The following is a 12,841-nucleotide window of genomic DNA, read 5'->3' on the forward strand; positions in this document are numbered from 1 at the left end:
AGCCGCTCCTACTTCTTCGCCTGCGCCGGGACGACGACCTTGCGGATGATGATGAGCGCCGAGGCGGCCACCGGCACCGCGACCACCGCACCGAGCACACCGCCTAAGGTTCCACCGGCGATGGCGGCGATGATGACGAGGGCTCCGGGCACGTCGACCGCGGCGTTCATGATCCGCGGGCTGAGCAGATACGCCTCGACCTGCATGTACACGAGGTAGTAGATGCCTGCAGTGATGCCCAGCCCGGGCGAGACCATGAGACAGGAAGCGGTGATGATGATCGAACCGGTGATCGGACCGACCAGGGGAATGAGCGAGGACAGGAACGCCACGAACGCCAGCAGCGCCGGCAGCGGGGCACCGATGATGGTGAGGAAGATCGCCGAACACACGCCGTTGATGACGCCCAAGGACACCTGACCGAGGACGTAGCGTCCGATGGATCGGGTGACCTCCTCGGTGACGGATTCGACGGTCGGCCGCGATGAGGCCGCGACCAGGGAGAACATCGCGGATTTGATCGTCGGCATGGACACCGCGAAGTAGATGGTGAGGATGACGACGATGATCACGCCAGTGAGGAAGCTCAAGATCCCCGCCCCGATCGACACGACGCCGCCGCCGAGCGAGAGCACATTCTTCGGGTCCGAAGCCCATGCCGAAATGTTGGCGAACACCGCATCGATGTCGATCGCGCCGGTGAACTGCTCCTCGAGCTCCGTCACCCACCCGGTCGTCGCGAGGTTCCCCACGATCCCGGGCAGATCGGCGACGAACGTCTGGATCTGACTGATCACGGCCGGGGCGATGAGCAGCGCGGCGCCGACGACGATGAGGATGAAGGCCACGATGACGATGAGCACCGACAGTGACCGCGGCACCTTCCGATCGACGAACCACTGCACGATCGGTTCGAGACCGAGCGCGAGGAACAGCGCCAGACCGATGTAGATGATCACGGTCGCCACGGACTGCAGCGCCGTCATCACCACGATCGCCAACCCCACGCCCAAGGCGCCGGTGAAACCGAGCCGGAACGCGCTGTTGAGTGTGAGGGACTTGCCCTGCCCAGTGCCCATGGAAACCAGTGTAACCAGCGATCATGCACTGTTCGGCTGACTCACGTTAGGATCGGAGCGAACCCTCAACCGCTAAGAAAGTGAATCGTCGAGAATGAGCGCAGATCCGAACGGCATCGATGTCTGGGAAGCGTTCCTCGACCCACAGACCGACTATTCGCTGCCCGACTTCGCGGCGGTCACCCCGGAGACGCTGCTGACCGCGGTTCACACAGCCACCGATTTCGCACGCGCCGAGGTGGCTGCGATCGTCGCCGATGACGCCGAGTCCACGTTCTTCTCCACCACCGTGAGGTTCGAATCCGCGTCCGTGCCGATGACCCGCATCGCCTCCGTCGCCGCAGCCATCGAATCGAATCATCTGCGTCCCGAACTCACCGACGCCATCGGCGAGACCTGGGAACTCCTGTCGGCCGCCGAGACCGAGCTCCTGCTCAACGTCGACCTCTTCCACCGCATCGAACAGGTCTCGGTCTCCGACCTCAACCCCGAGGACAAACGTCAGCACGAACTGACCATCGATCACTTCGTGCGTGCGGGAGCCCGCCTCGGCGAGGACGAACGAGCGCAGATGGCCACGATCGCGGGCGAACTGACCACGCTGGAGAACTCCTTCTCCCGTGCCCTGCAGCTCGATACGCGCGAGTTGGCTGTGCACGTCAGCGAAGCCGAGTCCCTGGCCGGAATGAATGACGATCAGATCGCGGCGGCGGAGAGTCGTGCCGCCGATCGCGGCGTCGACGGCTACCTGCTGCCCTTGAACAACTTCACCCAACAGGGTGTGCTCGAGTCCTTGAACTCAGCACAGACGCGTCGGCACGTGCTGAACAACTCGATGGCGCGCGGATCCCGCGGCGGCGACGGCGACACCCGCACCCAGGTGGCAGACACCACGGCGCTGCGTGCACTGAAGGCGCATCTGCTCGGATACCCCTCCTACTCGTCGTTCGCCATCGACAATCAGACCGCCGGCAACCCCGATGCGGCCGCCGATATCGTCTCCTCCCTCATCAGTCCCGCGAACGCCCAACTCGATGAGGAGCTGGCACAGGTCAAGCAGCGCTACGACCTCGAGGACGTCGCAGCCGAAGACGTCAAGTACTACCTCGCGAAGTACCGCGCCGACGAGTTCGGCATCGACCCCGACGAGGTGGCCAAGTACTTCGAATTCGACACCGTCCTCACCGAAGGCGTCTTCCGGGCCGCCACCGGCCTGTACGGAATCACCTTCGCCCCCTACGAGGGTGTCACTGCTTGGCATGAGGACGTCCGCGTCTATGAAGTCACCGACGTCAACGAACGTCACCTGGGACTCATCCTCATCGACCCGTATTCCAGGGATACGAAGCGCGGCGGAGCCTGGATGGACCAGCTGGTTCCCGCCTCCCGGCTGACCGGGCTGCTGCCGGTCGTCACCCTCTCGCTCAACCTCGCCAAGCCCGGTCCGGGTCGGCCCACTCTGCTCAATCCGACCGAGCTGACGACGTTCTTCCACGAATTCGGCCACGTCCTCCACGGGCTCTTCGCGAACTCCACCTACCCCTCGACGGCAGGAACCGCCGTCCCCCGCGACTATGTCGAGTTCCCGTCCCAGCTCAATGAGATGTGGCGTTTCCACCCGCAGGTCCTCCCCCACTTCGCCAAGCACGTCGACACGGGTGAGCCGATGCCGGCCGAACTCGTCGACGCACTCGTCGCCTCGGAGAAGTTCGGGCAGGGCTTCGACACGATCGAATATCTCGCCGCTGCCATGCTCGACCTGTCCTGGCATTCGCTCGAGGCCGGAGAGCACATCACCGAGGTGCTGTCCTTCGAATCGGAGGTGCTCGCCGCGGCCGGGTTCTCCCCGCTCGTGCCGCCGCGCTATCGGTCGACGTATTTCGGTCACATCTTCGCCTCCGGGTATGCGGCCGGCTACTACTCCTACCTCTACTCCGAAGTCATCGCCGCCTGGGTGAGCGAATGGTTCGAGTCCCAGGGCGGACTCAACCGAGAAGCCGGAGATGCCTTCCGCGAAGCCATCCTCGCTCCCGGCTATTCGGTCGACCCGATGGCAGCGATCGAACGCTTCTTCGGCACCCGCCCGGATGTCGCTCCCCTGCTGCGCCGTCGCGGTCTCGCCGAACCCGTCACCGAGGTCGACGACGAGGACGCGGAGGCCACGGCCGAGACCGAGCCCGGAGCCGCCTCGGCGAGGTGGGATCATCCCAACCACGAGGCGGTCGCCGCCGATCTCTCGGCCGCCGGGATCGACCCGCGCATCGAGATCTTCGACGGCTCGACGCCGACGGCGGCCGCGGCGGCCGAAGCGCTGGGCATCGAGGTCGGGGCGATCGCGAACAGCCTCATCTTCTCCTCCGGCGGTGAACCCGTACTCATCATGGCCTCGGGCGCTCACCGGGTCGACACCACGCATGTCGCCGACCTCATCGGCGTCGATTCCCTCGACCGGGCGTCGAAGGAGCTCGTGCGCGAGGCCACGGGGCAGGTCATCGGCGGGGTCGCACCCTGCGGTCACCCGGGCCCGATTCCGACCTATGTCGATGTGTCGCTGAAGGACTATCCTGTTCTCTGGGCCGGCGCGGGGACACCGAATTCGATGGTGCCTCTGACGTACGAGCAGCTGCTCACGGTCACCGGAGGAAAGGAAATCACCGTTGTCGCGCAACAGTCCTGAGTCTGGGCGTTCCGAGTCTGAGTCTGGGCAGCCGGATCGCACCACCGATCCGGCGCACACCACTTCGGCTGCACGATTCGCAGCCTTCGCATCCTCCCGGGGCCGCTACTATGCGGTCTTCCTCGCCGTGTTCTGCGCGGTGCTCATCATCTCGAACATCTCCGCCACGAAGGTCATCGGCTTCGGACCGATCGTCACCGACGGCGGCGCGTTCCTCTTCCCCATCGCTTACATCCTCGGCGATGTGATCAGCGAGGTCTACGGCTTCAAAGCCGCTCGCAAGGCCGTGATCACCGGTTTCGCCCTGCAGCTACTGGCCACCTTCGTCTTCTGGCTCGTGCTCATCTCGCCTCCGGGGCCCGGCTACGAGAACCAGGACGCCTTCGCCGCTGTGCTCGGCTTCTACCCTCGCATCGTCGCGGCCTCCCTCGTCGGCTACTTCGTCGGCCAGCTGCTCAACTCCTGGGTGCTCGTGGCGGTGAAGAAGCGCATGGGCGAGTCGAAGCTGTGGGTGCGTCTGCTCACGTCGACCGGTGTCGGCGAGTTCGTCGACACGCTGCTGTTCTGCATCATCGCATTCGCCGGTGTCATCCCGGGTCTCGACTTCCTCAACTACATCATCGTCGGCTTCGTCTACAAGGTCGCCGTCGAGATCATCTTCCTGCCCGTGACCTACCGGGTCATCAAGCTCGTCAAGCGCCACGAACCCAGCTACGAGCTCGACGCGGCCCGGGCTTAGGCCGACCGGACGCAGTGTGGCCGGCCCCGGACGAAAACTGCTCAGCGGCAAGTGTCATCGAGTTTCGTCACTGGACGCATCGAGTTCCGATCAGGTCATCGGGATAGAACTCGATGCGCTGATCAGAAGTCGATGACTCACCTACGGGCGGAAGCGCGTGGGACCGGCGGGCGACCGCAGTGGCTGCCGGAAGCGCGCCTACTTCTTCGCGTAGTACCGGCCGAGGACCTCGGTTTCGAGCTCGTCGAAGCAGCCGTCGATCATCGCCTGGCGGATCTCGGCGACGAGCGAGACGACGAAGTGTTCGTTGTGGATGGTGCACAGGGTGGAGAAGAGCATCTCCTTCGCCTTGTACAGATGCCGCAGGTACGCCCGTGAGTAGTTCTGGCACGTGTAGCACGTGCAGTCGGGATCGAGCGGGCCGAAGTCGCGGCGGTACTTCGCGCCGGTGAGGTTGTACCGGCCGTCGCGGGTGTAGATAGCGGCATTGCGGGCCACGCGGGAGGGCGAGACGCAGTCGAAGGTGTCCGCGCCTGTCTTGATCGCTTCGAACAGGTCGTCGGGTTCGGAGATGCCCAGCAGGTGGCGCGGCTTGTTCTCCGGCAGCTCCTCGCACACCCAGCGGATGATGATGCCGAGGTTCTCCTTCTCCAGTGCCCCGCCGATGCCGTAGCCGTCGAAGTCCATCGCGCCCAGGTCGCGGGCGGCCTTGCGCCGCAGATCCTCGTACTGCGCACCCTGCAGCACTCCGAAGAGCGCCTGGTAGGGCCGGTGCGACCGCTCTTCGGTGAGGCGGAAGTGCTCTTCGATGCAGCGGATCGCCCACAGTCGGGTTCGCTCGAGCGATTCCTCCTGGTAGCCGCGGGTGTTCACCAGAGTGGTCAGCTCATCGAAGGCGAACATGATGTCGGCGCCGAGTTCGTGCTGCACACGCATCGAGATCTCCGGGGTGAAGCGGTGCATCGACCCGTCGAGGTGGGACTTGAACGTCACTCCGTCGTCGTCGACGTTCGACAGCCGCTCCTTGCCGACGGCGACGAGTTCATCGTTCTGCTCGCCTGTCGACTCCATCGAGATGACCTTCTTGAATCCCGAGCCCAGGCTCATCACCTGGAATCCGCCGGAGTCGGTGAAGGTCGGTCCCGGCCAGTTCATGAACCGGCCCAGACCGCCGGCCTCGTCGATGAGGTCCGACCCCGGCTGCAGGTAGAGGTGGTAGGCGTTCGAGAGCACCGCCTGACCGCCGAGTTCGGCGACCTCGTCGGGACGCACGGCTTTGACCGTGGCCTTCGTGCCGACCGGAATGAACGCCGGGGTCTGGATATCGCCGTGCGGGGTGTGGATGACCCCGGTGCGTCCGCCCGTGTCCATGCGGGTGCCCACCTCGAATCCGAAGTTCGATCGGTCGTTGATGGGTGCGGTCTCGAATGCCGCCGAAGTTTCGTCTGCAGTCACCAGACAAGCTTAACTAAGTCCATGACGTTCACCCAGATGCTCACCCTCTCCGAGGTCGCCCCCATCGTCATCGACGGCGGTCTGGGCAGCGCCGCCGAAGATCGCGGCATCGACCTCGGCCACGCCCTGTGGTCGGCCGAGCTCATCCGCCGTGATCCGGACACCCTGCTGGCAGTGCACTCCGCCTTCGCTGATGCCGGTGCCCGCATCCTTACGACCGCGAGTTACCAGGCGACGCCGACGGGCTTCGTCGAAGCAGGAATCAGCGTCGCGGAAGGCAACCGGATCATCACCGACAGCGTGAGAGTCGCGCGCAGTGCCGCAGAACGCAGAGACGTCCTCACCGCCGGTTCCGTCGGCCCCTACGGCGCAGCTCTGGGCGACGGTGCCGAATACACCGGCGACTACCGCTTGTCCTCGTCCGAATACACCGCCTTCCATCGTCCGCGCATCGCTGCCCTCGCCGAGGCGGGAGCGGACCTGCTCGCCATCGAAACCCAGCCGCGCCTCGACGAGATCGCAGCGATCATCGGCCTGACAGACGAGACCGGACTTCCCTCCTGGGTGACCGTGACTCTACAGACCGGCACGGACACGAACGTCCCGATCTTGCCCGACGGCAGCACCTTGGCGGAGCTCGCGGAGGCGGCGGCCGCCTCGGCGAGTGTGCAGGCGATCGGAGTCAACTGTGTGCGCCCATCCCTGGTGACTCCGGCACTGAGAGAACTGTCGCGGCACACGGATCTGCCGCTCATCGCCTATCCGAACTCGGGTGAGATCTACGACGCGAACACCCTGACCTGGCGCGACGGCGCGGAAGCCGGTGTCGGTTCGTGGCCAGTGGCGGAGTGGACCCGCCTCGGTGCGCGGATCATCGGCGGCTGCTGTCGGGTGCGTCCGGAGGACATCGCAGTCCTGACGGAGCGGACCCGAGCCTGAGTCCTCAGGCCCGAGCTCTCACGAGGTCCGGATAGAACTTCTCGGCGACGTTCGGGTGGGACCGCAGCCGGGAGAGGAAGGCGTTCTCGCCGTACACGGCGTGCAGAGCGTCGCGTTCGTCCTGAGTCACACCGCGGGCATCGGCGGCGAGTTCGGCGGGCAATTCGACCTCGGGCAGACGAGCGTTCAGAGCCGGGTTGAAGAAGAACGGGATGGAGATGCGGTCCTGCCCGGGTCCGGTCGGCAGGACACGGTGGACGGTGGCTTTGAGGTAGCCGTTCGTGGCGACTTCGAGGAGTTTGCCGATGTTGACGACGAAGGTGTTCTCGATCGGATCCGCATCGATCCAACCGTCATCGGTGAGCACCTGCAGGCCGGTGGTGCCCGGCTGCGGGTAGAGCAGGGTGAGCGTGCCGGCGTCCCGGTGTTCGCCCACGCCCTGGGTGACGGACTCGGATTCGGCTTCGGGGTAGCGGACGATCTTGATGAAGGATTCGGCATCCTCGGCGAAGGCGGACGCGAAATGATCGCCCGCCTGACCGAGGCTCAGCGCCCACTGTTCGAGGAGACGAGCGCCGACCTCGCTCAGCTGCGCGTGCCAGGATTCCGTGGCCTCGCGCAGCTCGGGCAGCGATTCCGGGTACTGGTTGGGACCGGTGAGGTAGTCGAAGTCGTTGACCGGTTCGGTCACGGGTGCGCGTTCTGGGCCGATGTCGATCTGCTCCCGCCAGTCGACGCGGCCTTGGGTGCGTTCGCCGCCGGTGCGGGTGTAGCCGCGGAAGTGCGGGGAGTTCGTGTTCTCGATCGCGAGCTTCTCTTCCTCGGGCAGAGCGAAGAAGCGGCCGGCGACGTCGATGATGCGGGTGAAGTCGGCATCGGGAATTCCGTGGCCGGTGAGGTAGAAGAAGCCGATCTCATGGGTGATGCGGCGCAGGTCCGCACGGAATGCCTCGGCGGTCGCGGGGTCATCGGCCAGGCTGAGGTCGAGGATGGGGAGCTGGGTGAGGGTCATGTCACAGACGATAGGCACGTCCGCCGTCGTCGCAGCGGCATTCCGTCATCGTGCGCAACACTCAGTCACAGTGCGCTCTCCCGGAACTCCTGCTTGAATGGTCGGGTGACCCACTTCTATCGCCCGTCCGAGGGCCACCGCCTGCCGCACGACCCCTTCAACGCCATCGTCGCACCGCGACCCATCGGCTGGATCGGCACAGTCGATGCCGAGGGCCGCCGCAATCTCGCGCCCTATTCGTTCTTCAATGCGCTGAACTACTCTCCACCGCTCGTGGGCTTCTCCAGCAACGCGTGGAAGGACACCGTTGCCAACTGCCGAGAGACCGGGGAGTTCACCTGGAACCTCGTCACTCAGACGCTCGCCGAGGCGATGAACGCCTCGTCGACCACCGCGGAGGTCGACGAGTTCTCCGCCGCAGACGTCGAGGCGGCCAAGTCCGTGGAGATCTCTGCGCCACGTGTGGCAGCCTCACCGGCGACCTTCGAATGCCGAGTCGCTCAGATCATCGACCTGCGCACCGCGGACGGGGAAAGCTCCGGCTCGTGGTTCACCGTGGGTGAAGTGGTGGGGGTCCATCTCGACGAATCCCTGCTCACCGACGGGATCGTCGACACAGCCGCCGCCGAGCAGGTACTGCGCGGCGGCGGACCGACCGCATACTTCGGGATCAGCTCGGATCAGCGCTTCGACATGCGCCGACCGGGCTGAGTTCGATCACCCGAGGAGCTCAGCCGAGCATCTTACCCGGGTTGAGGATCCCCAAAGGATCGACCGCGGACTTGATCGACGACTGCAGCATCTGAGCGCCGACATCGAGTTCGCGCACCAGCCAGTCCTTCTTCAGATACCCGACCCCGTGCTCGCCCGTGATCGTCCCACCCAGATCGAGACCCAGCTGCATGATCTCCGCGAACGTCTCCTTCGCTTCGGCCACGCTCGCCGGATCGTGAGCATCGAAGAGCACACTCGGATGCATGTTCCCATCCCCGGCATGACCGGCCGTGGACACCTCCACCGAGTGCGCGGCCGCGATCTCGTCCAACCTGGCGAAGAACTCGCCGAGGCGGGACCGAGGAACGCACACATCATCGATGAGCTCTCCCCCACCAAGCCCCGACACGTACTTCTCCATCGCCGGAGACACCGCACGCCGGGCCGCCACCAGCATCTCCGAATCCGCCGGATCATCGGAGAAGAACACCTCATCGGCACCCTGCGCCCTGGCGATCGCCTCGAACGATTCCAGCTCGGTCACACCAGCCTGCCCCGGAGCATCCGACTGCACCAACAACAGTGCACCGGCCCCGTCGGGCAGCCCGAAATCACCATAGGCATTGATCATGCCCACGGTGCCTCCGTCCATGAGCTCGAGCATCGACGGGGCCGCCCCGGAAGCCATGAATGCAGAGACCGTATGCCCGGCCGATTCCATGTCCGGGAAGATCCCGACTCCCGTCACCGGCAGCGACAACAGCGGTTTGAGCCCAAGGGTGATCTCGACGATGACGCCCAGCGTCCCCTCGGACCCGACGAACAGTCCCGCCAGATCGAGACCGGCCACCCCCTTCGCCGTCTGCCGACCCAACCGGGTCACTGTTCCGTCGGCGAGGACGACGGTCAGTCCCCGCACATAGTCTCGCGTCACTCCGTACTTCACACAGCACATGCCACCGGCGTTCGTCGCGACGTTCCCACCGATCGTGGAGATCGCCACCGACCCCGGATCCGGCGGATACGACAGACCGTGCTCGGCCAGCGCGGTCTTGAGGTCCTGGTTGATGACTCCGGGCTGGACCCGGCACGTCTGGTTCACCGCGTCGATGTCGACGATCGCGTTCAGCTTCGCGACGTTGAGCAGGATCGCCCCGTCAGTGGCGTTCGCCGCCCCCGACAAACCCGTCCTGGCACCCTGAGTGACCACCGGGATCCGATGCGCGGTGGCGAAGCGCATCACCGCGACCACATCATCGACGTCGGCAGCACGAACGAGCGCCGAGGCGGTCCCCACCGGACAGAACAGGGCCTTGTCCGACGAATAGGAGTCGATGACATCCCGATCGGCGACCAGGGCGCCCGAGCTCAGCTCGGCCGCAAGTCCGTCCAGGTCCGTGCCCACCGTCGTCTCCGCACTCGTCGTCACAGCGACGCGGCCACCTTGAGCACACGGTCGAGAGCCTCATCGGGTCCGATGCTCACACGCACCCCGCCCTGCAGGCGACGCACGGCAACGGCCTGCTTCGCGCACTCACCTTCGAAGGCGACGGCCGCCTCGGGGTCGAGTGCGATCCACACATAGTTGCCCTGAGCATCGGGCACGGACAGACCCAGCTCCCGCAGACCGTGGGCGAACTTATCGCGGACTGCCGCGACTTCCTTGGCGCGTACGGCCACCTCGTCGACGCGTGCCAGTGATTCCCGGGCGGCGGCCTGGGCACCGGCGGTGACGGAGAACGGGGCGATGACCTGGCGCATCGCCGAGGCGATCTCGACATCGGCGATGCCGTAGCCCACGCGCAGACCGGCCAGGCCGTGGGCCTTCGAGAAGGTGCGTGCGAGCACGAGGTTCGCATGCTTCTTCCGCGCGGCGAGCCCGTCGGCCGCCTCGGTGGCGAATTCGAGGTACGCCTCGTCGAGGACGACGATGACGGACTCGGGCACCTCGGCGAGGAATCCCTCGAGTTCGGCATCGGTGATCGTCGGACCGGTCGGATTGTTCGGCGAGCACAGCAGCACGAGGCGGGTCGTGTCATCGATCGCCGCGGCCAGCCCGGCGAAGTCGTGCCGACCGTCTTCCAGGAGGTCGACGGGGCGCTTCTCCGCGCCCCGCGCCGAGGCGAGGATCGGGTACATCTCGAACGACGGCCACGGATAGACCACGGACGTGCCCGCTTCGAGGGTGATGTTCGTCAGCACCGTGAGGACCTCGGAGGCCCCGGCTCCAGGGACCACCTCGGCGGGTTCGACATCGAGGTGGGAGGCGATATCGGCCACGAGCGCGGCTGCGGTGGGATCGGGGTAGTTCCCCGGAATCGCCGAGGCGGATGCCACCGATTCGATGACACCCGGCAGCGGCGGCAGGTGGTTCTCGTTCGAGGACAGTTTGTACGGGGTCAGGCCGGGGGATGCGACGGGAGGCTTGCCGGGAACGTAGGGAGGGAATTCGGCGAGCGCGTCACGGAGCTGGAAACGTTTGGACATGTGCCCATAGTTGCATATCTTGTGGCACGCAACACAGACTGTCTTGCCAAAGCGTCCGAATGGTCGGATAAAGGCGAGCAGGGCGGACGTCCATCCGCTGTGAGAATGCTCTCGCGACGCTTCGTTCCCACCTCCCGGGTTACAGGTGGGCCGATCCCGGAGAGTACCCTGAGAGACGAATACATGTAGTCAGAGACGAGGAATGAGAGTCCAAATGCCCTCACCGCAGGAAAAAGTCGACGTCGTCTTGATCGGCGGCGGCATCATGAGCGCCACTCTGGGCGCCATGCTGACCGAACTTCAGCCCGATTGGGACATCCGTGTCTACGAGAAGCTCGACTATGTGGCAACGGAGAGCTCCGACCCCTGGAACAACGCCGGCACCGGCCACGCCGCACTCTGCGAACTCAACTACACCCCCGAGGACTCCAACGGTCAGATCGACCTGGAGAAGGCCTCGAATATCAACCAGCAGTTCCACCACTCGCGCCAGTACTGGTCGCACCTGGTCGACACCGGTGTCATCACCGATCCGACGACCTTCATCAATCCCATCGCCCACGTCAGCTACGGACGCGGCGACAAGGGACGTGACTACATCAAGAACCGCTACGAGACGATGGTGCGCAATCCGCTGTTCGCGGACATGGAATACACCGAGGACGCGGACACTCAGGCCGAATGGCTGCCGCTGATGTTCTCCGGCCGCGGTCCCGGGCAGGTCAACGGTATCTCGCGCATCAAGCAGGGCACCGACGTCGACTTCGGCTCTCTGTCGTCTCAGCTGCTCAGCTACGTCGCCGCCAAGGGCGCGACCGTGCGCACCAGCCACCAGGTCACCGACCTCGACCGTTCCTCGGACGGCTGGACTCTCACCGTGAAGGATCTGCTCTCGCACGAGACCCACCATGTGGGCGCGAAGTTCGTCTTCGTCGGCGCCGGCGGCGGTGCACTGCCGCTGCTGCAGAAGTCCGGCATCCCGGAGGGACGCGGCTACGGCGGCTTCCCGGTCTCCGGCTACTTCCTGCGCACCGCGAATCAGGATCTCGTCGCCCGCCACCAGGCGAAGGTGTACGGCCAGGCCGCCCAGGATGCTCCCCCGATGTCGGTGCCGCACCTCGACACCCGTGTCGTCGACGGCCAGGACTACCTGATGTTCGGCCCCTACGCCGGCTTCTCGCCGAAGTTCCTCAAGAAGGGCCGCTTCACCGATCTGCCGTTCTCCGTGCGCGGAAACAACATCGGCACGATGCTCAATGTCGCCAAGGACAACACGGACCTCGTCACGTACCTCCTCGGTGAGCTCGCCGCAACGAAGAAGGCCCGCTTCGAGGCTCTGCAGACCTTCATCCCCTCCGTCGACCCTGCCGACTGGGAACTCATCCAGGCCGGTCAGCGCGTGCAGGTGATGAAGAAGGATCCGAAGAAGGGCGGCGTCCTCCAGTTCGGCACCGAACTCATCTCGTCCGCCGACGGTTCGCTGGCGACCCTGCTCGGTGCTTCACCGGGTGCCTCGACCGCGGTGCCGATCATGATCGAACTGCTCAAGACCTGCTTCCCCCGCGAGTTCGCGGGCTGGGAGAAGAGCTTCAAGGACATGATCCCCTCGCTCGGCCGCGACCTCGTCGACGACGAGACGCTGCTCAAGGAGGTCTCCGAGTACACATCGCGGACCCTGCAGCTCATCTGACTGGACTGACGCACTCAGGCGACTGACATACAGGAGAAGCGGCTGGCCG

Annotated in this window: 10 protein-coding genes; 5 read left to right on the plus strand and 5 right to left on the minus strand. The window is 65.3% G+C overall.

Annotated elements, in window-relative coordinates; translation table 11 throughout:
- Nucleotides 1–8: 8 nt before the first annotated feature.
- Complete coding sequence (locus tag SB749_RS14020) at nucleotides 9–1,079, minus strand: AI-2E family transporter (RefSeq protein ID WP_062861148.1); 1,071 nt, start codon at nucleotides 1,077–1,079, stop codon at nucleotides 9–11.
- 94 nt (nucleotides 1,080–1,173) lie between these two features.
- Between SB749_RS14020 and SB749_RS14025 the strand changes: the two genes are divergently transcribed.
- The gene (locus SB749_RS14025) at nucleotides 1,174–3,756 is read left to right on the plus strand and encodes a M3 family metallopeptidase (protein ID WP_410710831.1); all 2,583 of its coding nucleotides are present in this window, start codon (nucleotides 1,174–1,176) and stop codon (nucleotides 3,754–3,756) included.
- Nucleotides 3,737–4,495 carry a queuosine precursor transporter gene (locus tag SB749_RS14030; protein ID WP_410710832.1) on the plus strand — a complete coding sequence of 253 codons (759 nt, stop codon included), beginning with the start codon at nucleotides 3,737–3,739 and terminating at the stop codon, nucleotides 4,493–4,495. The genes SB749_RS14025 and SB749_RS14030 overlap by 20 nt, the downstream gene beginning before the upstream one ends.
- 198 nt (nucleotides 4,496–4,693) lie before the next feature.
- Here SB749_RS14030 and tgt read toward each other — a convergent pair whose 3' ends face one another.
- Entirely contained in the window at nucleotides 4,694–5,950 is a 1,257-nt protein-coding gene (gene tgt / locus SB749_RS14035; RefSeq protein WP_410710833.1) for a tRNA guanosine(34) transglycosylase Tgt, read from the minus strand.
- Nucleotides 5,951–5,971: 21 nt separating this feature from the next.
- On the opposite strand from tgt, the gene mmuM reads away from it, so the two are divergent.
- Complete coding sequence (gene mmuM / locus SB749_RS14040) at nucleotides 5,972–6,889, plus strand: homocysteine S-methyltransferase (protein WP_410710834.1); 918 nt, start codon at nucleotides 5,972–5,974, stop codon at nucleotides 6,887–6,889.
- 4 nt (nucleotides 6,890–6,893) lie between these two features.
- On the opposite strand, the gene SB749_RS14045 is transcribed toward mmuM, so the two are convergent.
- The gene (locus SB749_RS14045) at nucleotides 6,894–7,901 is read right to left on the minus strand and encodes an isopenicillin N synthase family dioxygenase (RefSeq protein ID WP_410710835.1); all 1,008 of its coding nucleotides are present in this window, start codon (nucleotides 7,899–7,901) and stop codon (nucleotides 6,894–6,896) included.
- A gap of 105 nt (nucleotides 7,902–8,006) precedes the next feature.
- Here SB749_RS14045 and SB749_RS14050 point away from each other — a divergent pair, with 105 nt between their 5' ends.
- Complete coding sequence (locus SB749_RS14050) at nucleotides 8,007–8,612, plus strand: flavin reductase family protein (RefSeq protein ID WP_410710836.1); 606 nt, start codon at nucleotides 8,007–8,009, stop codon at nucleotides 8,610–8,612.
- Between the two features lie 19 nt (nucleotides 8,613–8,631).
- Here SB749_RS14050 and SB749_RS14055 read toward each other — a convergent pair whose 3' ends face one another.
- Complete coding sequence (locus SB749_RS14055; protein WP_410710837.1) at nucleotides 8,632–10,044, minus strand: FAD-binding oxidoreductase; 1,413 nt, start codon at nucleotides 10,042–10,044, stop codon at nucleotides 8,632–8,634.
- Nucleotides 10,041–11,102, minus strand: coding sequence for a pyridoxal phosphate-dependent aminotransferase (locus SB749_RS14060; protein ID WP_410710838.1), 1,062 nt, complete (start codon nucleotides 11,100–11,102; stop codon nucleotides 10,041–10,043). The genes SB749_RS14055 and SB749_RS14060 overlap by 4 nt, the downstream gene beginning before the upstream one ends.
- Nucleotides 11,103–11,316: 214 nt before the next feature.
- Here SB749_RS14060 and SB749_RS14065 point away from each other — a divergent pair, with 214 nt between their 5' ends.
- Nucleotides 11,317–12,792 carry a malate:quinone oxidoreductase gene (locus SB749_RS14065; protein WP_410710839.1) on the plus strand — a complete coding sequence of 492 codons (1,476 nt, stop codon included), beginning with the start codon at nucleotides 11,317–11,319 and terminating at the stop codon, nucleotides 12,790–12,792.
- The last annotated feature ends 49 nt before the right edge of the window (nucleotides 12,793–12,841 follow it).

It is taken from the genome of Brevibacterium sp. SIMBA_078 (genome assembly GCF_046534565.1).
In the GTDB taxonomy this organism is placed as follows: domain Bacteria; phylum Actinomycetota; class Actinomycetes; order Actinomycetales; family Brevibacteriaceae; genus Brevibacterium.